Origin of the sequence: Falsiroseomonas frigidaquae (genome assembly GCF_012163145.1) — a bacterium.
Lineage (GTDB): Bacteria > Pseudomonadota > Alphaproteobacteria > Acetobacterales > Acetobacteraceae > Falsiroseomonas > Falsiroseomonas frigidaquae.
Genome location: NZ_JAAVTX010000005.1, coordinates 391,190 through 412,056, shown reverse-complemented (window position 1 = coordinate 412,056; position 20,867 = coordinate 391,190). Strand labels below are relative to the sequence as shown.

At 67.3% G+C, this 20,867-nt stretch carries 21 protein-coding genes; 14 read left to right on the top strand and 7 right to left on the bottom strand.

What is annotated here, in order from left to right:
- Positions 1–53: 53 nt before the first annotated feature.
- The 4 genes from gabD to HB662_RS18235 all read left to right on the top strand — a co-directional run bounded on the left by gabD (position 54) and on the right by HB662_RS18235 (position 5,539).
- Positions 54–1,532 (top strand): NADP-dependent succinate-semialdehyde dehydrogenase, encoded by a 1,479-nt coding sequence (gene gabD, locus HB662_RS18250; RefSeq protein WP_168051295.1) that lies wholly within the window; start codon positions 54–56, stop codon positions 1,530–1,532.
- Positions 1,533–1,537: 5 nt separating this feature from the next.
- Positions 1,538–2,926 carry a glutathione-disulfide reductase gene (gorA, locus tag HB662_RS18245; protein ID WP_168051293.1) on the top strand — a complete coding sequence of 463 codons (1,389 nt, stop codon included), beginning with the start codon at positions 1,538–1,540 and terminating at the stop codon, positions 2,924–2,926.
- Between the two features lie 64 nt (positions 2,927–2,990).
- Complete coding sequence (locus tag HB662_RS18240) at positions 2,991–4,373, top strand: class II 3-deoxy-7-phosphoheptulonate synthase (RefSeq protein WP_168051291.1); 1,383 nt, start codon at positions 2,991–2,993, stop codon at positions 4,371–4,373.
- Between the two features lie 5 nt (positions 4,374–4,378).
- Positions 4,379–5,539 carry a beta/alpha barrel domain-containing protein gene (locus HB662_RS18235; RefSeq protein ID WP_171970260.1) on the top strand — a complete coding sequence of 387 codons (1,161 nt, stop codon included), beginning with the start codon at positions 4,379–4,381 and terminating at the stop codon, positions 5,537–5,539.
- Position 5,540: 1 nt separating this feature from the next.
- Here the strand turns inward: HB662_RS18235 and HB662_RS18230 are convergent, their stop codons facing one another.
- A complete protein-coding gene (locus tag HB662_RS18230; protein WP_168051287.1) occupies positions 5,541–6,575 on the bottom strand; it encodes a 2OG-Fe(II) oxygenase family protein in 1,035 nt (344 codons plus the stop codon).
- Positions 6,576–6,629: 54 nt separating this feature from the next.
- Between HB662_RS18230 and HB662_RS18225 the strand changes: the two genes are divergently transcribed.
- The 3 genes from HB662_RS18225 to HB662_RS18215 are packed head-to-tail and all read left to right on the top strand — an operon-like array spanning position 6,630 to position 9,677.
- Positions 6,630–7,559 carry a DMT family transporter gene (locus HB662_RS18225; protein WP_168051285.1) on the top strand — a complete coding sequence of 310 codons (930 nt, stop codon included), beginning with the start codon at positions 6,630–6,632 and terminating at the stop codon, positions 7,557–7,559.
- 34 nt (positions 7,560–7,593) lie between these two features.
- Positions 7,594–9,258: an NAD+ synthase gene (locus tag HB662_RS18220; RefSeq protein WP_168051283.1), complete on the top strand. Its 1,665-nt coding sequence runs from the start codon at positions 7,594–7,596 to the stop codon at positions 9,256–9,258.
- Entirely contained in the window at positions 9,255–9,677 is a 423-nt protein-coding gene (locus HB662_RS18215; protein ID WP_245185715.1) for a hypothetical protein, read from the top strand. Before HB662_RS18220 ends, HB662_RS18215 begins: the two co-directional genes overlap by 4 nt.
- 7 nt (positions 9,678–9,684) lie before the next feature.
- Here HB662_RS18215 and HB662_RS18210 read toward each other — a convergent pair whose 3' ends face one another.
- A complete protein-coding gene (locus HB662_RS18210; protein WP_209443392.1) occupies positions 9,685–10,050 on the bottom strand; it encodes a hypothetical protein in 366 nt (121 codons plus the stop codon).
- Positions 10,051–10,160: 110 nt separating this feature from the next.
- On the opposite strand from HB662_RS18210, the gene gltX reads away from it, so the two are divergent.
- The 6 genes from gltX to HB662_RS18180 all read left to right on the top strand — a co-directional run bounded on the left by gltX (position 10,161) and on the right by HB662_RS18180 (position 16,018).
- Positions 10,161–11,495: a glutamate--tRNA ligase gene (gltX, locus tag HB662_RS18205; RefSeq protein WP_168051281.1), complete on the top strand. Its 1,335-nt coding sequence runs from the start codon at positions 10,161–10,163 to the stop codon at positions 11,493–11,495.
- Between the two features lie 4 nt (positions 11,496–11,499).
- On the top strand, positions 11,500–12,894 hold the full coding sequence (cysS, locus tag HB662_RS18200) for a cysteine--tRNA ligase (protein ID WP_168051279.1): 1,395 nt from the start codon (positions 11,500–11,502) through the stop codon (positions 12,892–12,894).
- A gap of 67 nt (positions 12,895–12,961) precedes the next feature.
- On the top strand, positions 12,962–13,342 hold the full coding sequence (copM, locus tag HB662_RS18195) for a CopM family metallochaperone (protein ID WP_168051277.1): 381 nt from the start codon (positions 12,962–12,964) through the stop codon (positions 13,340–13,342).
- Positions 13,339–14,181, top strand: a complete 843-nt coding sequence (locus HB662_RS18190; RefSeq protein ID WP_168051275.1) for an RNA methyltransferase — start codon at positions 13,339–13,341, stop codon at positions 14,179–14,181. Before copM ends, HB662_RS18190 begins: the two co-directional genes overlap by 4 nt.
- Positions 14,178–15,041 carry an alpha/beta fold hydrolase gene (locus tag HB662_RS18185; protein WP_168051273.1) on the top strand — a complete coding sequence of 288 codons (864 nt, stop codon included), beginning with the start codon at positions 14,178–14,180 and terminating at the stop codon, positions 15,039–15,041. Before HB662_RS18190 ends, HB662_RS18185 begins: the two co-directional genes overlap by 4 nt.
- A gap of 2 nt (positions 15,042–15,043) precedes the next feature.
- On the top strand, positions 15,044–16,018 hold the full coding sequence (locus HB662_RS18180) for a Bug family tripartite tricarboxylate transporter substrate binding protein (RefSeq protein WP_209443352.1): 975 nt from the start codon (positions 15,044–15,046) through the stop codon (positions 16,016–16,018).
- Here the strand turns inward: HB662_RS18180 and HB662_RS18175 are convergent.
- Positions 16,015–16,254, bottom strand: a complete 240-nt coding sequence (locus HB662_RS18175) for a hypothetical protein (RefSeq protein WP_245185714.1) — start codon at positions 16,252–16,254, stop codon at positions 16,015–16,017. The genes HB662_RS18180 and HB662_RS18175 overlap by 4 nt on opposite strands.
- Positions 16,255–16,435: 181 nt before the next feature.
- Here HB662_RS18175 and rpsD point away from each other — a divergent pair, with 181 nt between their 5' ends.
- Positions 16,436–17,053, top strand: a complete 618-nt coding sequence (gene rpsD / locus HB662_RS18170) for a 30S ribosomal protein S4 (protein ID WP_168051271.1) — start codon at positions 16,436–16,438, stop codon at positions 17,051–17,053.
- A gap of 69 nt (positions 17,054–17,122) precedes the next feature.
- Here the strand turns inward: rpsD and HB662_RS18165 are convergent, their stop codons facing one another.
- From HB662_RS18165 to purL, 4 genes are read right to left on the bottom strand one after another with little or no spacing between them, the layout of a single operon-like run.
- On the bottom strand, positions 17,123–18,004 hold the full coding sequence (locus HB662_RS18165; protein ID WP_168051269.1) for an alpha/beta family hydrolase: 882 nt from the start codon (positions 18,002–18,004) through the stop codon (positions 17,123–17,125).
- Between the two features lie 23 nt (positions 18,005–18,027).
- Entirely contained in the window at positions 18,028–18,366 is a 339-nt protein-coding gene (grxD, locus tag HB662_RS18160) for a Grx4 family monothiol glutaredoxin (protein ID WP_168051267.1), read from the bottom strand.
- Between the two features lie 29 nt (positions 18,367–18,395).
- Entirely contained in the window at positions 18,396–18,629 is a 234-nt protein-coding gene (locus HB662_RS18155) for a BolA family protein (RefSeq protein ID WP_168051265.1), read from the bottom strand.
- Positions 18,629–20,836 (bottom strand): phosphoribosylformylglycinamidine synthase subunit PurL, encoded by a 2,208-nt coding sequence (gene purL, locus HB662_RS18150; protein WP_168051263.1) that lies wholly within the window; start codon positions 20,834–20,836, stop codon positions 18,629–18,631. Before purL ends, HB662_RS18155 begins: the two co-directional genes overlap by 1 nt.
- Positions 20,837–20,867: the final 31 nt, after the last annotated feature.

Below are 20,867 nucleotides of genomic sequence, written 5' to 3'. Positions count from 1 at the left end.
ATCGGTCCGCCGAAGTTCTATCTTCGGCGGGTACCGAGGGAAGGAAAGCCGACATGCTGGACGTCACGGGCAAGCTGCCGCTGAAGGACCCCGACCTGTTCCGGCAGGCAAACTGCGTTGGCGGCAAGTGGATTCAGGCGGATAGCGGCAAGACCATCGCCGTCCGCAACCCTGCCAATGGCGAGGTGATTGGCGAGGTGCCGGCACTAGGCGCCGCCGAGACCCGCCGGGCGATCGAGGCGGCGCAGGCGGCCTTTGGCGGATGGCGCGCCATGCTTGCCAAGGATCGCGCCGCCATCCTCCGCAAGCTCAACGACCTGATGCTGGCCAATACGGATGACCTGGCTGCCATCATGACGGCGGAACAGGGCAAGCCGCTCACCGAGAGCAAGGGCGAGATCGCCTATGCGGCATCCTTCATCGAGTGGTTCGCCGAGGAAGCGAAGCGGATCTACGGCGATACCATCCCGCAGAACGCAAAGGGTCGCCGGATCCTGGTGCTGAAGGAACCGATTGGCGTCTTCGCGGCGATCACCCCGTGGAATTTCCCCGCCGCCATGATCACCCGCAAGGCTGGTCCGGGCTGGGCCGCGGGTTGCACTGGCGTGATCCGTCCTGCCTCCCAGACCCCCTTCAGCGCCCTGGCCTTGGCGGTGCTGGCGGAGCGGGCGGGCATGCCGCCAGGCGTGTGCAACGTCATTACCGGTCCTGCTGGCGAGACGGGCGGCGAGCTGACATCGAATCCAATGGTCAGGAAGCTGTCCTTCACCGGCTCCACTGAGGTCGGCCGGAAGCTGCTGGCGCAGTGCGCGCCGACCATCAAGAAGACGTCGATGGAGCTTGGTGGCAACGCGCCCTTCATCGTCTTCGATGACGCCGACCTCGATGCGGCAGTGCAGGGCACCATGGCGTCCAAGTACCGCAATACCGGCCAGACCTGCGTCTGTGCGAACCGCATTCTGGTCCAGGACGGAGTTTTCGATGCCTTCGCCCAGAAGCTGAAGGCTGCTGTGGAGGGTCTCAAGGTCGGCGATGGCATGGAGCCGGGTGTCACCCAGGGCCCACTGATCAATGCGGACGCGGTGAAGAAGGTGGAGGAGCATATCGCCGACGCCACCGCCAAGGGCGCCAGCATCGTCACAGGCGGCAAGCGCCATGAGCGCGGCGGCAACTTCTTCCAGCCGACAATCCTGGCCGACGTGCCACATAACGCACAGGTTTTCCGCGAAGAGACCTTTGGCCCGGTCGCGCCGCTGTTCCGTTTCAAGACGGAAGACGAGGCGGTGAAGCTGGCCAATGACAGCGAGTTTGGGTTGGCTGCCTACTTCTACTCCCGCGATATCGGCCGCATCTTCCGCGTGGCTGAGGCGATCGAGGCCGGCATCATCGGGATCAACGAGGGCATCATCTCCACCGAGGTCGCCCCGTTTGGCGGGGTGAAGGAAAGCGGATTGGGGCGGGAAGGTTCCAAGTACGGAATCGATGATTATCTCGAGATCAAGTATCTCGCCCTTGGCGGCATCGGAACCTGACGACCATGGCCCACGACTTCGATCTCTTCGTCATCGGCGGCGGATCCGCGGGCGTCCGGTGCGCGCGCGTCTCAGCCGCGCACGGTGCCCGGGTTGGCGTGGCGGAGGAGCGGTTCTGGGGTGGCACCTGCGTCAATGTCGGCTGCGTGCCGAAGAAGATCATGGTGAACGCGACGGAATACGGCCAGTGGGCGCAGGACGGTGCCGCCTTCGGCTGGGACATCGAAGTCCGCGGCCATGACTGGGCCAAATTGGCGAAGGCGCGAGATGCCGAGGTGGCGCGCCTGTCCGGGATCTACGGCAAGCTGCTGCAGGGCAACGGCGTGACCACCTTCGACGCCCGCGCCACCCTGGTCGATGCCCATACCATCCAGATGGGCGACCGGAAGGTGACGGCCGAGCGCATCCTCGTCGCGACCGGCGGCACGCCGCAGCGGCTGGATATCCCCGGAGCTGAGCTCGGGCTGATCTCGGACGACCTGTTCACCCTGGGGGCGCTCCCGAAGCGGGTGGTGGTCATCGGGGCCGGCTATATCGCGCTGGAATTCGCCTGCATCCTTCGGGGCTTGGGCGCGGAAGTGGACGTGATGTACCGCGCCGCCCTGCCATTGCGCGGCTTTGACGACGATATCCGTACCGCGGCGGTGGCAGCACTTGACGCCCAGGGCATCCGGCTGAACCCGGACGTCTCGCCGACGCGAATTACCCGCGTGGACAACCAACTGCTGGTAGGCATGTCCAGCAATTTCATTCGTGAGACGGACGCCGTTTTCTTCTGTACTGGCCGGAGTCCTAATACCGCTGGACTGGGGCTGGAGGCGGCCGGCGTGGAGATGAACGCGGCGGGTGCCATCGTCGTCGACGAGGAACATCGCAGCAGCCAGCCGAACATCTTTGCCCTGGGCGATGTGATCGACCGGATCAACCTGACCCCGATGGCGACGGCGACCGGCCACGCGCTGGCGGACACGCTGTTCGGCAACAAGCCTCGCAAGGCTTCCTACGACAATGTCGCCACGGCAGTCTTCACCAACCCCCCGATCGCGACCGTTGGCCTCTCCGAGCAGGATGCCGCAGCGCGCGGACCGGTGGATATCTTCGTCACCCACTTCACCCCCATGCGCCACACCATCAGTGGCCGCCAGGGTCGTAAGACCCTGATGAAGCTTGTTGTTTGCCAGCGCACGGACAAGGTCCTCGGCGCCCACATGCTGGGGGAGGATGCGGCGGAGATCATGCAGGGGATCGGCATTGCCGTCGGCATGGGCGCTACCAAGGCCGACTTCGACCGCACCATCGGCATCCACCCCACGGCGGCCGAGGAATTCGTGACGCTTCGCACTCGGGCGAGGGAATCGGGCGTTCAGCCGCCGCAGCAGGCGGCGGCTGAATAGGCTGGAGTTTCACATCCCCGCTCCGGGCGCTAAGGTTGCGGTCAGGAGTGGAGCACGGACAAAAATGATTGCGCGCGCGTGGACCCCGGACAGCTGGAGGGCAATGCCCATCCGGCAGGTTCCGGACTATCCCAACCAGGCCCAACTTCGGGCCACCGAGGATAAGGTCCGTCGATTTCCGCCGCTGGTTTTTGCGGGTGAGGCGGATCGGCTGAAGGCCCAGCTGGCGCGTGCGGGTGATGGCCATGCCTTCGTCCTCCAGGGGGGCGACTGTGCCGAGAGCTTCGCCGAGTTCCATGCCAACACCATCCGGGACACCTTCCGGGTGCTGCTGCAGATGGCGGTGGTGCTGACCTTCGGAGCGGCGCTTCCGGTGGTGAAGCTGGGCCGCATGGCCGGGCAGTTCGCCAAGCCGCGCAGCAGCGACAGCGAGACGATCGACGGTGTCACACTGCCGTCCTACCGGGGCGACATCGTGAATGGCCCGGATTTCACCGCCGAGGCGCGGGTCCCGGATCCGTCGCGCATGGAATTCGCCTATCTCCAGTCGGCGGCAACGCTGAACCTGCTGCGCGCCTTCGCAACCGGCGGTTTCGCCGACCTGCATGAGGTTCATCGATGGAACCTGGACTTCGCCGCCCGCAGCCCGCTTGCTGATCGTTATGAGGGCCTGGCGCACCGGATCGACGAGACGCTGCGGTTCATGGGTGCCTGCGGCATGTCCGACCTGCCGCAGGTGCGGGAGACGGAATTCTACACCTCCCATGAAGCCCTGCTGCTGCCGTTCGAGGAGGCGCTGACCCGCCAGCCTTCCACTCATCCGGGGCGGCAATTCGCCTGTTCGGCGCACTTCCTGTGGATCGGTGACCGGACGCGGCAGCCGGATGGCGCGCATGTCGAGTTCATGCGCGGTATCGCCAATCCGATCGGCATGAAGGTCGGCCCCTCCATGGAGGCTGACGAGCTGGTTCGCCTGACCGAAATCCTGAATCCGTCCAACGAGAAGGGCCGCCTGACCCTGATCGCCCGGATGGGCGCGGACAAGGTGGAGGGCAAGCTGCCTGGCCTGCTGGGGGCGGTGAAGCGCGCCGGCCGCAACGTGGTCTGGCTCTGTGATCCGATGCACGGCAATACGGTGAAGGCGGGGGCCTACAAGACGCGGCCCTTCGATTCCATCCTGTCCGAGATCCGTCGATTCTTCGACTGCCACGCCGCGGAGGGGACCATCCCGGCCGGCGTGCATGTGGAGATGACGGGCCAGAACGTGACTGAATGCCTGGGCGGCGCGCACCGGATGACGGAAGCCGACTTGGCGGCCAACTACGCCACCTTCTGCGACCCGCGGCTGAATGCCGAGCAGTCGCTGGAACTGGCCTTCCTGATTTCCGAGGAGCTGAAGGCGCGCCGCCCGGGCGGCGCGGTGCTTCCGGCCCGGGCGGCGCAGTGACAGCCATCTCACCCGCGGGGCGGCCCCTGCCTCCCGCGGTGGACGACGTGCCGGCATGGACGGACAGCTACTTCAATCGCACGCGTGTCGTGGTCGAGAAGTTTGGCGATTGCCGGGTGACCTATGCTGTCTTCCTGCGTCGCCCGGTCATCTCGGCACCCCGCCTGGCCACCGATTGGCTGGATGCCATCGCCGCACGTCGGGGCACCCGCTTCGACGTGGAGCTGATGCATCGGGAGGGAGATTGGGTCGGCGCAGGCGATCCGATCTTCTATCTGTCCGGCCCATTCGCGCAGCTTGCGGATCTTGAGACCATCCTGCTGCAGAAGCTCGGCGCGCCGTGCGTCGCGGCGCACAACGCCTACCAGATGTGCGTCGAGCTGCCACAGGTCCCGTTCCTTGCCATGGACGCCCGGCACTGCGCCGGGGCTGAGATGCAGGAAATGATGGCCTATGCCGCTGCCATCGGCAGTGCGGCGGCGCAGCGGGAAGGGGCCAAAGGATTCATTGGGAATGCCAATGATGCGACGGCGCATTGGTTCGGCGCAGCGCGCGGCCGGGGCACGATGCCGCACGCCCTGATCGGGTATGCCGGATCCACTGTCCGGGCGGCTGAGATGTTCCACGAGACCTTCCCCGCCGAAGATCTGACGGTTCTGGTCGACTACTTCGGGCGGGAGATCACGGACAGCCTCGGCGTTTGCGAACGTTTCCCGGAACTCGCGGCAGCCGGCAGGATGGCGGTGCGCCTCGACACCCATGGTGGGCGGTTCCTTGAGGGGCTCGATCCCGGCGAATCCTATGCTGTGCTGGAACGCCATGCGCCGCAGGCCGTGCGCCGCTATCGCAGTGAGACGGAGCTTCGGCACCTGGTGGGCACCGGCGTCTCCGCCGCCGCAATCTGGCGGGTTCGGGAGGCGCTGGACGAGGCGGGCTTCCCCAAGGTGCGGATCGTCGCTTCATCCGGTTTTGGGGTCGGCAAATGCCGCGTGGTGGCGGAGGCCAAGGCACCCATCGATGTGGTCGGCACCGGTTCCTTCATTCCGGAAGCCTGGAGCGAGACCTACGCCACCGCGGACATCGTCGCCTATGATGGCGTGCCACGGGTAAAGGTCGGCCGCGAGTTCCTGCTGCGGAATGGGGCGCGGCGGCGCGGGCAGGGCTGACCTACCGCAGTTCGACGCCCTTCTGGCCGCGCGCAGCGGCTTCAGCAATCAGCTTGCGCTCCTGCAGCGCGCCTTCCGCATCGGTAAAGAAGGTGAAGATGGCGAAGCGCTGCCCGGCCGTCACGGGCAGTGCCTCATGCAGCAGGTCGCAGCAGAAGATGGCGCAGCCACCGGCTGCGGGTTCATAGGAGTCGGGCCCGAACTCCGGAAACCGCAGCGTGCCTCCTTCATAGGTGCCGGTGTTCAGGTTGAGGCTCATGGCGAAGCGCCGATGCGCCGTGAATGGCGTGCGGTTGTCGCGATGCGCGCCGAAGCCGCCAGCGGTCTCGGCGGAATAGCAGCCGATGCGTGGCGCCTCGAAGCTCGCGGCGCGGAAGCGGAAGGCCCGCCACATCTCCGGCAGCACCCGGCGTTCCAGCCGCCGCTGAAAGGCGGCGTATAGCGTGCGGTCGTCCAGGAAGACGTCGGTGCGGCGCTTGATGTCTGTGATGAGGCCGGTATCGGCACCTGCGGCTGCGACTCGGCCCTGAAGTTTCTCCCCACGCTCCCAATGCGCCAGCATGTCTGCGATCATTTCGGGCTCCAGCACGTCCGGGATCAGCAGCACCGGCGCGCCGCTGCGCCGGATAACCGGCGCCCTGGTTTCGGGCAGAACGGCCAGGGCTGCCTTCAGCGCGTTGTCGCCCGCCTGGGCGAAGCTGAGCCGGCCGCGCGGGGAGATCACCGCCACGCCACCCTGCGGCAGCCCGAGGCCGAGGAACAGCTTCCGGTCCGCATCGACGAGCCGCGTCGGTCCCTCGGTCTCACGCGTGATGCCAGTCTTGCCATCGGCGACGAGGATGATCCGCGCCTGCCGTTCGCGCGCCGCTTCCTCCGCCTGCATGATCTGCGCGGCCGCCGGCGTGTTTCCCAGGATCAGCACGCGGTAGAGGCCGGCGATCGACTGGTGCTGCAGGTCGAACAGCGCCCCCTTGGCGTCCGGCAGGGACAGGGCCGGCAGAAGGTCGCCGGGCAGGAAGGGTTCGGGCGCTGCCATACGGGCTCCCTCGCTGAATGGGCAATCGGTCCGTTCTTCATTAGACTGAACGCGATGTCCGGCGAAGCTCCTCCTCTTACCGCCACGGCAGCGGGCGCGAACCCCGCGGCGCGGGAACGTCGGATTGGCTATGCCTGCGCCTTTGCAGTGCTGTTCGTCTGGGCCGGATTTCTGCTCTCCTCCCGTCTATCCGCCAAGCAAGCGCTGACGCCTTGGGATGTCGCGGCGCTTCGGTATGCCGGAGCTTTCGTGGCAGCAGTGCCGCTGGTGGCCCTGCTCGGTCTGCCGAGGCTGCCGCCACTGCGATTGGTGGCGCTGCTCGGCGCGGCATCTTTTGGCTTTCCCATCCTCGCCTATCACGGCTTTACACTTGCGCCTGCGGCCCATGGCGGCGTGATGCTGCCGGGCACCCTGCCGTTCCTGACGGCCGCGCTGGGCGTCGCTTTTCTGGGAGAGGCCTGGACCCGGCGGCGCGTGGCCTCGCTGGCTGTGGTTGCTGCGGGAATCGGACTACTGGCCAGCGACACGCTTGGCGCCCATCCGGGAGCCTGGCGAGGCGACCTGCTGTTTCTCGGCGGGTCCTGCTGCTGGGCGGTGTACACGCTGCTGATACGACTCTGGGGCATCGGCGCGATGCAGGCGACGCTGTCGATAGCCCTATGGTCGGCGCCGATCTACCTGCCGATCTGGTGGTTCCTGTTGCCGTCCAGCATAGGTGCCGTCAGTGCAGGTGCGGCGCTCTACCAACTTGTCTACCAGGGCATCTTCGCCACTGTCCTGGCAGGACTGCTGTTCACCCGGGCCGTGACGGCGCTGGGCGCGCCGACCACCACCACAATTACCGCCCTGGTGCCGGGCATGGCGGCTCTGGCCGCTTGGCCGCTGCTCGGGGAGCCCCTCGGGCCGATCGGCTTTCTGGGCGTCGGCTTGGTTTCGGCAGGCATGATCCTGACGGTGATGCGGTTCCCGTCCCGCGCGCGTTGACCCTGTGGGGGGCGGACCCTAGGTTCGCTGGATCATGACAGACCGGCTCCGCATCGCGCTCGCCCAGATCAACCCGCATGAGGGCGCGCTCGACGCCAATGCCGCGCGCATTCGCCAAGCGCGGGCCGAGGCCGCCGCCGCGGGCGCGGACCTGCTGGTGACCCCCGAATTTTCCATCGCCGGCTATCCGCCGGAGGATCTCGTGCTCAAGCCCGCCTTCGTCGAGGCCTGCATGCAGCGGATCGACGCGCTGGCGGCGGAGACCGCGGATGGCGGGCCGGGCATCGTTGTCGGTGGTCCCTGGCGGGACGGTGGCCGCTTGCATAATGCGCTGTTCGTGCTGGAAGGCGGCCGTATCCTGGCCCGACGGGCGAAGCACGAACTGCCGAATTATGGCGTGTTCGACGACAAGCGCGTCTTCATCGCCGGCCCGGCGCCGGGGCCGGTGGCCTTCCGCGGCGTGCGCCTCGGCCTGATGATCTGCGAGGATTGGTGGTTCCCCGCGGTCAGTGAGACGCTGCTGGAAAGCGGCGCGGAGATGCTGATCAGCATCAACGGGTCCCCCTTCGAGGCGGCGAAGCAGGACACCCGGGTGCAGCTTGCCGTCTCCCGAGTGGTGGAGACGGGGCTACCCTTCGTCTTCCTCAACCAGATCTGCGGCCAGGATGAGTTGGTCTTCGACGGCGCTTCCTTCGTACTGAATGGCGACCGCAGCCTCGCGGTGCAACTGCCGATGTTCGAGGAAAGGCTGGCGATCACGGATTGGTCGCGCGGGCCACAGGGGTGGGTTTGCGCGCCACAGCCGGTGCCGCCAGCGATGCCGCCGCTGGAGCAGATCTACCGCGCCATGATGCTCGGCCTGCGGGACTACGTGAACAAGAACCGCTTTCCCGGTGTGGTGCTGGGCCTTTCGGGCGGCATCGACAGTGCGCTGTCGGCCGCGGTCGCGGCCGACGCGCTGGGGCCGGACCGGGTGCGGGCGGTGATGCTGCCCTCGCCCTACACCTCCCGCGACAGCCTGGATGATGCGGAGCGCTGCGCAAAGCTGCTGGGCATCCGTTACGAGAGCATCCCAATCGGGCCGGCCATGGCCGCGATGCAGGGTATGCTGGCGCCCGCCTTCGGGAACCTGCCAGCCGATACCACCGAGGAAAACCTGCAGTCTCGTCTGCGCGGCGTGACGCTGATGGCACTGTCCAACAAGTTCGGCGACATGCTGCTGACCACCGGCAACAAGTCGGAGATGAGCACCGGCTACGCGACGCTCTATGGCGACATGTGCGGTGGCTATTCAGTCTTGAAGGACGTCTGGAAGATGACGGTCTTCGCCCTTTCGCGCTGGCGCAACGACCATACTCCGCTGGATGCGCTCGGGCCGCGCGGGGCGGTGATGCCGGAGCGCGTGATAACCAAGCCACCCTCTGCGGAACTCAAGCCCGACCAGACCGATCAGGACACTCTGCCACCCTATGAGGTGCTGGATGCGATCCTGGAGGGACTTGTGGAGCGGGAACTGGATGTGGACACGCTGGTCGCCCAGGGGCATGACCGCGCCACGGTGTTGAGGATCTGGCGCATGCTGGATCGTGCCGAGTACAAGCGCCGCCAGGCGCCGCCTGGGGTGAAGATCACGCCCCGCGCCTTCGGGCGCGACCGGCGCTACCCTTTGACCAACGGCTTTTCCGGGCTGATCGCATGAGTGACCATGATGAGGGGAACGAGGACCCGATCTTCGCCCGTCAGGTGCTCGGGCAGGTCGAGGGGCTGGAGGTCCGGATCCTGGACCTGTCAGGCGCCAACGGGTCGGAGCCTGTGGAGGTGGTGCGTGGCTTCGGCACCGTGGCCCACGCCAACGCATTTGCACGGCGCTATGTGCGGGATTCGGTCGATATCTGCCGCGGACAGGGGATGGATGCCCGCGCGGTGATGGAGGCCTGGGGTACCTTCGGCGAGGATGCCGAGGTGCAGGGCGCTGGCGAGGATGCCTGGCGCAGCGCAAATGAACTGGCCGAATTCGCGGCGCGCCCGGCAACCGATGCCGAAGAGCGCAATTGGCGCATCATTGACCCTCGCCGCGACGAGGATGACGAAGACGGGGAAGAGGAAAGCGAAGCCTAGCGCCTCGTCACTTCCAGCCGCCGTCATAGGAACGTGGCGAATACACCGGCGCGGGCGGAGCGTAGTGATAGGCAGACGGCGGGGCCGCATAGATCGGCGCCTGCTGCACCGGAGCCCAGTAGACTGGCGGCGGCGGGTAATACACGACCGGTGGTGGCGCGTAGACCACCGCGGGCGGGGCAAGTGCCGCACCCAATGCGGCTCCAACCCCCAGTCCCAGTAGCGCGCCTCCCAGCACGGCCGCGCCGTTATTGTGGTAGTGGTAGCGATGGTGGTGGTGGCCGCGGTACCGCCAATCGGCCAGCGCCGGTTGCGACGCAAGGGCGCCGAACGCCAGCACGCCGGCAAAGATCGCTGCAGGAAGCTTGACCATCGGAAGTCTCCTTACCCGGAAACATTAGCACCCCGGCGGTGGCTGGAATGGGGCGAAGTGTATCGGGCGCCTTGCCTTGTGACGCCATTTGCCGTTCCTGTGCCCACCTGATGAAAGTCCGCTTCGCCCCGTCCCCCACCGGCCTGCTGCATGTCGGCAACGCCCGTATCGCCATCGCCAACTGGTGCCTTGCCCGGCACCATGCGGGCCGATTCCTGCTGCGTCTCGATGACACCGACACCGAACGCTCCCGACCCGAATACGCGCAGGCGATCGAGGAGGATCTGCGCTGGCTCGGCCTGGACTGGGACGAATTCGCCCGCCAGTCCGATCGGCTGGCGCTTTACGCCGCCGCCGCGGAACGCTTGAAGGCCTCCGGCCACCTCTACCCCTGCCTGGAGACGGAGGAGGAACTGGCCTTCAAGCGGGAACAGCGGACCCGCCAGGGCAAGCCGCCGCTGTATGACCGTGCGGCACTGAAGATGACGGCGGATCAACTCGCCCGCGCCATCGCCAACGGCAAGACGCCGCATTGGCGCTTCAAGCTTTCTGGCGGCCATGTGGAATGGCAGGATGGGGTGCTGGGCCGTCGCAGCGTGAAGCTGCCGAGCCTGTCGGACCCCGTGCTGATCCGCGCCGATGGCAGTTTCTTGTATACCTTCACCTCCGTGGTCGATGACCTGGAGACGGGCATCACCGACATCGTCCGGGGCGAGGACCATGTGACCAATACGGGGATCCAGCTCGATATCTTCGCGGCCCTCGGAGGCGATCCCCGCCGTGTCCGCTTTGCGCATCTGCCGCTGCTGACGGATGCGGATGGCGGGCCGCTCTCGAAGCGGACCGGCAGTGTCGGGCTGCGGCAGATGCGCCGGGATGGGGTGGAGCCGGCGGCGCTGGTCGGCTACTTGGCGGCGCTGGGCACCTCGGCGGATCCCGTGGCGGCCATGCCGGCCGATCTCGTTCCGGATTTCGATCTGCGGCGCGTGTCCAAATCCGCGGCGCGCTTCGACACCAGGCAGCTTCTCGCACTCAACCGCCGCTGGCTGCACGCGCTGCCTTTCGAGGCAGTACGCGACCGGCTACCGGAGGGGGCGGGGGAGGATTTCTGGCTGGCGGTGCGAGGCAACCTTGATCTGTTGCGCGAAGCCCGCGATTGGTGGGAGATTGTCTCCGGTGGTATCGTGCCGCTGAGCGAGGCGGCTGACGCGGAACTTCTCCGTCTTGCCACTGAGACGTTGCCCGAGGAGCCGTGGGATGAGGCCACTTGGCCTGCATGGACGTCGGAGCTGTCGACCCGCACCGGCCGCAAGGGCCGTGCGCTGTACCTGCCGTTGCGTCGCGCCCTGACGGGCGAGGACCACGGCCCCGACCTCAAGGTCTTCCTCCCATTGATCGGCCGCGAGCGGGCGCTGAAGCGCCTGCTGCAGGCCGTTGCAGGCTAGCTCCATGGATATCCAGTTCCACAACAGCGCGACCCGCCGCAAGGAGCGGTTCGTGCCGATCGATGACCAGCATGTTCGCATGTATGTCTGCGGTCCGACCGTCTATGACCTTGCGCATCTGGGCAATGCCCGGCCCAACGTGGTGTTCGATGTGCTGGCGCGGCTGCTTCGGCAGGCTTATCCGCGCCTGACCTATGCCCGCAACATCACCGATGTCGAGGACAAGATCATCGATCGGGCGCGGGAGAGCGGCGAGACGATCGAGGCGCTGACCGCCCGCACCGCCGCCGAGTTCCGCCGCGACATGGCGGCACTCGGCGTGCTGCCACCGGATGTGGAGCCGACCGCGACCGGCAGCATCCCCGAGATGGTGGCGCTGATCGAACGGCTCGTCGCCAATGGCCACGCCTATGCGGCCGAGGGGCATGTGCTGTTTTCCGTCGCGAGCTTTGCGCAATACGGCGCCCTGTCCGGTCGGTCGCCCGATGAATTGCTGGCAGGCGCGCGGGTCGAGGTGGCGCCTTACAAGCGTGATGCGGGCGATTTCGTGCTGTGGAAGCCCTCCACGCCGGAGCAGCCAGGCTGGGACAGCCCCTGGGGCCGCGGGCGGCCGGGCTGGCACATTGAATGCTCCGCCATGTCCTGGAAGCAGTTCGGGCCTGACTTCGACATTCATGGCGGCGGCGCCGACCTGATGTTCCCGCACCACGAGAATGAGGTGGCGCAATCCCTGTGTGCCTTCCCGGGCAGCCACTACGCCCGCTATTGGCTGCACAACGGCATGCTGCTGGTGGATGGGGAGAAGATGGCTAAGTCGGCTGGCAACTTCCTGACCGTGCAGGACATCCTGCGCCACGGCCCCTGGGCCGGTGAGGCGTTCCGCTTGCTGCTGCTGCGCACCCATTACCGCGCCCCGCTGGATTACAGCCAGGCGGCGCTGGAGGAGGCGCGGCGGGAACTGGACCGTTTCTATCGGGCGCTGGCCAAGCTGGCGACGATAGAGGCAGAGCAGGGCGACACGCCGCATCAGGTTGAGGCGCCGCCCTTTGAGCAGGCGCTGGCGGATGATCTGAACACGCCGCTGGCCCTGGCAACCCTTCACCATCTGGTCTCCACGGTGAATGACCGGCTGGCCCAGGGGTCCGAGGCGGGTCTGGCCCATCTGAAGGGCCGCATCCTGGCCTGCGGTGCGCTGCTCGGCCTGCTGGCCGCGGACCCGGAAACCTGGTTCCGTGGGGCGGCCGGCGATGCGGAGGCGATCGAAGCCGCCATCGCCGCGCGACTCGCCGCGCGCAAGGCGAAGGATTGGGCGGAGGCGGATCGGATCCGGCAGGATCTGGCTGCCCAGGGCATCCTGCTGGAGGACGGGCCGCAGGGTACGAGCTGGCGCCGTGCGTGATCTGCTTGCTTTCCCCTTGGGGGAAGGTTCTATCGAGCCCTCCGGCCCATCAACCGGAGGATCCGACATGCCCCGCCTCGCCATCGCCACGGCGCTTTCCCTGGTGCTGACCGCACCCGCCTTCGCCCAGAACAGCCACCAGCATCATGGTCAGCACGCGGCCCCGGGTGCGCAGCAGCGCAACACAGAACCTGCGAGCACACGGGAATTCCGTGCCGCCAGTGAACGGATGCATCGGGACATGAGCATTCCCTATTCCGGGAATGCCGACCGTGACTTCGCCGCCGGCATGATCCCGCACCACCAGGGCGCCATCGACATGGCCCGGATCCAGCTTCGCCACGGCACCGACCCGGAGATGCGCCAGCTGGCCGAGGCCGTGATTCGGGCTCAGGAGGCGGAGATTGCCATGCTCCGCGCTTTCCTCGCTCGAACGCCATCCCGATGACCGGTGGTCGGGAGGATGGCCGGGCGGCCCTGACCCCGTCGCCGGGCGAAAGCCCCATCGTGGTGTTGGTGCGGCCGCAGATGGCCATGAACATCGGCACGACGGCGCGGGCCATGGCCAATGGCGGGCTGTTCCACATGCGCGTGGTGGCGCCGCGCGATGGCTGGCCGCAGCCCAACGCCTATGCCGCGGCCTCGGGCGCCGATGCCATTCTCGACGCGGCGCAGGTCTTCCCGGACGTACCGTCCGCCATTGCCGACTGCCATCGGGTGATGGGCACCTGTCCGCGGCCGCGGCATGTCATCGTGCCGCTGCGCGACGCGCGTGCGGCGGCGGCCGATCTGCGGGAGATCAACGGCCGTGGCCTGCGCGCTGCGGTGCTGTTCGGGCCGGAACGCGCGGGGCTGGAGGCGGAGGATCTGTCGCATTGCGACACGCTGGTCCGCTACCCGCTGAACCCGCAGCACACCTCGCTGAACCTGGCGCAGGCCGTGATGATCCTGGCCTATGAGTGGTGGATGACCGCCGAGACGACCCCGCCGCGCCAGCTCCTGACAAACGGCACGCCGGTTGCGACCAAGGGGGATCTGGAGAACTTCCTGAGCCGGCTGGTGGCGGAGCTGGATGCCTCCGGCTTCCTGCACAACCCGCCCAAGCGACCGGGCATGGTCCGCAACCTGCGCCACTGGTTCCAGCGCGGCGAGGTAACGGAACAGGAACTGCGCACGCTGCACGGCGTGGTGACGGAGCTGTCCACCGGCCGGATGCAGCGCGGCCGCTTTCCCGCCGAAGATCCGCTGCCGCCCTGGCATGAGGAATCACGGAAGGACAGCCCATGATCCATCCGGACGGTACGCCGGTTCCGCCGCTGCCCGACCCGCGCTTTTGCGAGGTGGACGCCGCGGCGCTCGGCCTGGAAGGTCCGCGCATGTCCTACATGGAAGCGGGGGAGGGGCCGGAGACGATCCTGTGCCTGCACGGCATTGGCGCCAACAGCATGGGCTGGCGCTTTTCCCTGTCTGGCCTGTCCGATCGGGCGCGGGTGATCGCGTGGAATGCTCCAGGCTATTTCCTGTCCGACAATTTTACGGCCGAGGCGCCGGCGCCTGAGGCCTATGCGGCGGTGGCGCTGGCGCTGCTGGATGCGCTGGGCGTGCAGGGGCCGGTTCATATCGCCGGGTCATCCTTCGGCTCCATGCTCGGCGCCTGCCTGGCAGCGCGGCATCCCACGCGAGTGGCCAAGCTGGTGATGATGGGCACCTCCCGCGGCCAGCGCTGGAAGGGAGAGGAGGGTCGTGCCGCGATGCTGGCGATGCGGAAGGCCAGCGTGGCCGGCGGCGCGGTCGCCCTCGCGCGCACGCGGTCGGACAAGCTGGTGGCGCCGGGTGCCGGCCCAGCGGTACGGCAATTGGTCGAGGGCATGGTGGCCGCCACGCATCCGCAAGGGTTGCTGCAGGCGGCCCGCTGCACGGACCAGGTGGACGTCATAGCCGATTTCGCGGCGCAGATCCGCGCGCCGACGCTCTGCATCAGCGGCGCGGAGGATGCGGTGAACCCGCCGGAGACGGTCGGGCGCCTGATCGCCGAGGCCATCCCCGGCGCCGAATTCGTCTCACCGGCCGGGGTCGGGCACCTGCCGGAGCTTGAAGCGCCGGCCAGGACATTGGACCTTCTCCGAAAGCATTTCTTCGGAGCCTGACCATGCGTCTGTCCCGCCGCCATCTTCTCGCCGCCGCCGTGGCCGCGCCTGCCGTCGCCCGCGCACAATCGGCAGACTTCCCGACCCGGCAGGTGCGGATCGTGGTGCCCTTTCCGCCGGGTGGCGGGCTGGATGCGCTGGCGCGTGCGCTGGCGGATCGGCTGCAGGCGGCCTGGCGGCAGCCGGTGGTGGTGGACAACCGGCCCGGCGGATCCACCGTGCCGGGCACGGACCTGGTGGCCAAGGCGCCGCCGGATGGCCACACGCTGCTGATCACCGCCGACAACTCCATTACCTCCAACCCGCATCTGATCCGTGGCCTGCCCTTCGATCCGATGAAGGACCTGGCGCCGGTGAGCCTGCTGGTTGATGTGCACCAGATGGTGCTGGTGCATCCGTCGGTTGGCGCACGGAGCATGGCGGAACTGGTCGCCGCCGCGCGGGTAGCCCCAGGGCAGTTCAACTTCGGCTCCTACGGCAATGCCAGCCAGCCGCATCTCTGCTTCGGCAGCCTGATGGCGCGCGAGCGGATCGAGATGGTGCACGTGCCCTATCGCGGCCTGACCCCCGCGGTGCTGGCCACCGTGGCGGGGGAGGTACAGATGACTCTGGCCGGCATTGCCTCCGGCGCGACGCATATCCGGGCGGGCACGCTGCGGGCGCTCGCGGTGGGCCGGCCAACGAGGTTCGAGGCGCTGCCGGAGGTGCCGACGCTGGACGAAACGGGCTTCGGCTATATCGACCCGCGCACCTGGTTTGGCGCCTTCTCCCCGGCCGGGACGCCGCCCGCCCTGCTGTCCCGTATCCAGCGCGACATCGCGGCGGCCATGGCGACGCCTGAAGTGCGCGACCGGCACCTGGTGACCTCGGGATATACGGTGCACGCCGCCACGCCTGAGGCCACGGCAGCCTTCCTGCAGCAGGACCTGGCCTACAAGGCTGATCTGATCCGGGCCGCGGGTATCACGCCGGATTAACTCAGGCGCTTGGCCAACCGGCGCGCCTGTACATAGCCGATCAGCCCCGCCACCGGGGCTGCCGGCAACAGCAGCAGCCAGCCGAGATGCTGCCCGCCGATGACCAGCCCCATGCCGATGCCGAGCATCATGCCGCCGACCAGGCTGCCGACGACGCCGGCGCTGAGGCCGAGGATCAGGATGTCTTCGCGTGTGACCATGGCCGGGGAGTAGGGGCGGCGGGGGCGGTTTGACAAGCCGGCGTCCGCGCTTCTATAGCGCCGGCACTTCCGGGAACGCGGACGGGCCTTCGGGGCCTGCGCCCGCCCTTAGCCATGCTGGCCTCGGGCCTACCGGGACAACCCGCCGCGATGCCCCAAGGGTGCCGGCACAAGCAAGAACCGGTAGCCCGCAAAGGGTGCCGGGCAGGAGAAGCGCATGACCAAGCGCGCAGAAAGCAAGTACAAGATCAACCGCCGCCTCGGTGTGAACCTCTGGGGCCGCGCCAAGTCCCCGATCGCCAAGCGCGAATATGGCCCCGGCCAGCACGGGCAGCGCCGTAAGCAGAAGCCGACCGACTTCGGCGTGCAGCTGATGGCGAAGCAGAAGCTGAAGGGCTACTACGGCAACATCGGCGAGAAGCAGTTCCGCAAGTACTACGAGGAAGCCGTGCGCCGGAAGGGCGACACCTCGGAGAACCTGATCGAGATCCTGGAGCGCCGGCTGGACACCATCATCTACCGCATGAAGCTGGCGGTGACGCCCTTCGCCGCGCGGCAGTTCGTGAACCACGGCCATGTGCTGATCAACGGCAAGCGCCTCAACATCCCGTCCTACCTGGTGAAGGACACGGACGTGATCGAGGTGAAGGAAAAGTCGAAGCAGCTCACCTGCGTCCTGGATGCCGCGCAGTCCGGCGAGCGTGACGTGCCGGAATACATCGAGGTCGATCATCGCGCGATGCGCGGCCGCATCCTGCGCGCGCCGAAGCTGAGCGATGTGCCGTATCCGGTGCAGATGGAACCGAACCTGGTGGTCGAGTTCTACTCGCGCTGATCCGGCCAGTCGGCCGACGCTATCGAGGCGGGGTCCACTGGACCCCGCCTTTTTTGTTGGCTGGATCGGTTATGCCGGAACGGCGTAGCAGTGCCCCAGGAACAGCAGGATCTCCCGCCCCACCCGGTCCCAGCCTGCGGTTTCCATGCGGAAGCCGTGGTCGGTGTCTAGGATGACGACCTGTGTGTTGGGGCCGAGAGCGTAGCGGTCTGCAATATCGGCGCCGCCATAGGCATCGCGGCTACCCTGGATGATCAGGCTCGGTGTGCGAAGATGCCGCAGGTGACTGTAGCGCCCGGGGTCATCCCGCCGCTCCGGCTGACGGAACGGGTAGCCGAGGCACACCAGACCGCGGACCGGACGCAGGTCGGCCACGGTACTTGCAACTCGAGCCCCCGAGGATCGTCCCACCAGGATCAGGCGGCCCGGGTCGGCGGAGCTCTCGAGCACCTGCCTCAACCAGTTCTGGCGCTCGGTAAAGCTGCGCGGCAGGGCCTGGTCCGGTGGAATGTCGGATTGCTCACCCTCGGTCTGGAAGGTCCGCGTAAAGAATGGGGCGAGGGAACGACGGACCAACGGGCCGAAATGCGCGTCCTTTGGACGCGAATCGCCGCTGAGAAACATGATGCGGCTTTCCAGCTCCGCACGAGCGTCTTCGAGCTCAGCGATCAGAACAGCTCGTCCTGCAGCAGCTTGCAGCGGCGGGCAGGTGGGAAGCTGGGTGCCATCCATGCCCAGGGGCAGGTCCAGCACCGCCTCCGACCGCACAAGTCTCAGAAACTTCAGTGACCTGGCACCGGCCCAGTCCAGACGGACAATCGGCAGGCTGAGCGCAAAGGCCATCCGGCCCGATTCAGCCAGAAAAGCAAAGGCGGGCCGGCCATCGACCAGTAATTGCCCACCGCCGCTTGCGTCCCGCTCCACCTGTCCGCCGGTCGCCTGCTGCGCCACCGGGCCGGATCAGGCGTGCAGCGTCAGGCCGTTGCCTTCGGCATGACGCCGTTGTCTTCCAGCAGCGTCTGCAGCTCGCCGGACTGGAACATCTCCGTCACGATGTCGCAGCCCCCGACGAACTCGCCCTTCACGTAAAGCTGCGGAATCGTGGGCCAGTTGGCGAAGGCCTTGATGCCCTCGCGAAGTTCCTGGTCTTCCAGGATGTTCACGCCCTTGAAGGGCACGCCGACGTGGGAAAGGATCTGCACCACGCGTGCGGAAAAGCCGCACTGCGGGAAAACCGGTGTGCCCTTCATGTAGAGCACCACCGGGTTGGCGGAGATTTCGGACTGGATCTGGTCGAAAACGGGGTTGCTCATGGCGGTCGGTCCCTGGTCGAGAAGGTTCGTCAATCGGGGGCGGAGGTCTGCAGCGCCAGGGCGTGCAGCGCACCGCCCATTCGGCCCTGCAGAGCGGCGTAGACGATCTGGTGCTGCTTCACGCGGCTGATGCCCTTGAAGGCGGAGGAGACCACGGTTGCGGCGTAATGGTCGCCATCGCCCGCCAAATCCTCGATCGTCACCACGGCATCGGGTAGGGCGGCCTTGATGAGGGCCGCAATTTCCGCCGAATCCATCGCCATCAGGCAGCTTCCCCGTTCATCAGCGCCGGCAAGGTTGCCTCATGCGCGGCGACCAGCCTCGCAATCGATATGGAGGAGCCATCGGCCAGAACCAAGTCCCCGCCACCGCTGCGGCCGATCTTCATGGCAGGCACGCCCGCGGCGCGGGCCGCCGCCAGCAAGGCTGCGCCATCCTGCACGGCGAGCAGATAGCGCGCCTGGTCCTCCCCGAACCACCAGCCGGCGGCCGCGGCGCCGGCGGGCGGAGCTGCCAGCTTCAGGCCCGTACTGCCGCCCATCGCCATTTCTGCCGCCGCTACCAGCAGCCCGCCATCAGCCAGATCGTGGCAGGCCACGACGCTGCCGGACAGGATCTGGTTGCGGACGAAGTCGCCATTGCGTCGCTCGGCGGCGAGATCGACGGGCGGCGGCGCGCCCTCCTCGCGCCCAGTGATCTCGCGCAGCCAGAGCGACTGGCCGATCCAGCCGAGCGTCTCCCCGACCAGCACCACATCCAGCTCCGGCCGCAGCGCAAGGCCCACGGCCTGCCGGGCATCCTCGAGCACGCCCACGCCGCCGATCGCCGGGGTGGGCAGGATGCCGCGGCCCTGCGTCTCGTTGTAGAGCGAGACATTCCCGCTCACGACCGGGAAATCCAGCGCCAGGCAGGCTGCGGCCATGCCGCGCACGGCGGCGGCAAACTGGCCCATGATCTCGGGCTTCTCCGGATTGCCGAAGTTCATGTTGTCGGTGATCGCCAGCGGCAGCGCGCCGACTGCGGTCAGGTTCCGCCAAGCCTCGGCCACCGCCTGCGCGCCGCCTGCCTCGGGGTCGGCCTGGCAGTAGCGGGGCGTGCAATCCGTGGTCATGGCCAGCGCGCGGTCCAGGCCTTCCAGCTTCACCACTGCGGCGTCCGCGCCACCGGGGCGCTTAACCGTCTGGCCGCCCACGGTGCTGTCGTACTGGTCCCAGATCCAGCGCCGCGAACACAGGTCGAGGCTGCCAAGCAGCTTCTCCAGCGCCGGCAGCGCGCCCAGCGGATCGGCGATAGTGGCCGCATCCAGCACCGGCTGCTTCGGCGTCTCGACCGTCGGGCGCTGGTACAGCGGCGCTTCGGATTCGAGCGGGGCGAGGGGAATGTCGGCCTCGATCTCGCCCTTGTGGCGGATGACTATGCGGCCGGTGTCGGTCAGGTGACCGATCACCGCGAAATCCAGTTCCCATTTCTGGAAGATGGCCTCGGCCTCGGCTTCGCGGCCGGGCTTCAGGATCATCAGCATGCGCTCCTGGGATTCGGAGAGCATCATCTCATAGGCGGTCATGCCCTCTTCGCGCTGCGGCACGTTGTCCATGACCAGCTCGATGCCGACGCCGCCCTTGCCGGCCATCTCGACCGATGAACTGGTCAGGCCGGCGGCACCCATATCCTGGATGGCGACGATCATGTCCGTCGCCATCAACTCAAGGCAGGCCTCGATCAGCAGCTTCTCGGTGAAGGGATCGCCGATCTGCACGGTCGGGCGCTTCTCCTCCGAATCCGCGGAGAATTCGGTGGAGGCCATGGTTGCGCCATGGATGCCGTCGCGCCCGGTCTTGGAGCCGACATAGACCACCGGGTTGCCCAGCCCGGCGGCGGCGGACAGGAAGATCCTGTCGCGCGGCGCAATGCCCACTGTCATCGCATTCACCAGCGGATTGCCGTTGTAGGCCGGGTGGAAGTTGACCTCACCGCCCACGGTCGGCACGCCGACGCAATTCCCGTAGCCGCCGATGCCGCGCACCACGCCATCGATCACACGCTTCATCCGTGGCGCGTCCGGCGAACCGAAGCGCAGCGCGTTGAGGTTCGCGATGGGCCGCGCGCCCATGGTGAAGACGTCCCGAAGGATGCCACCGACGCCAGTTGCGGCGCCCTGATAGGGTTCGATGAAGCTCGGGTGGTTGTGGCTCTCCATCTTGAAGATGGCGGCCAGCCCATCGCCGATATCGATCACCCCGGCATTCTCACCCGGCCCATGGATCACCCAGGGCGCCTTGGTCGGCAGCATCTTCAGCCAATGGCGGGAGGATTTGTAGGAGCAATGCTCGCTCCACATGACCGAGAAGATGCCGAGCTCGGTCAGGGAGGGGCTGCGGCCCAGGATGGACAGGACGCGCGCATACTCATCCTGCTTCAGGCCGAATTCGGCGGAAAGCTGGGCGGCGCGTTCGGCGGGCAGTAGCTGCATTGCGGCGGGGGCTCCGGGGCCGTTCTCGACG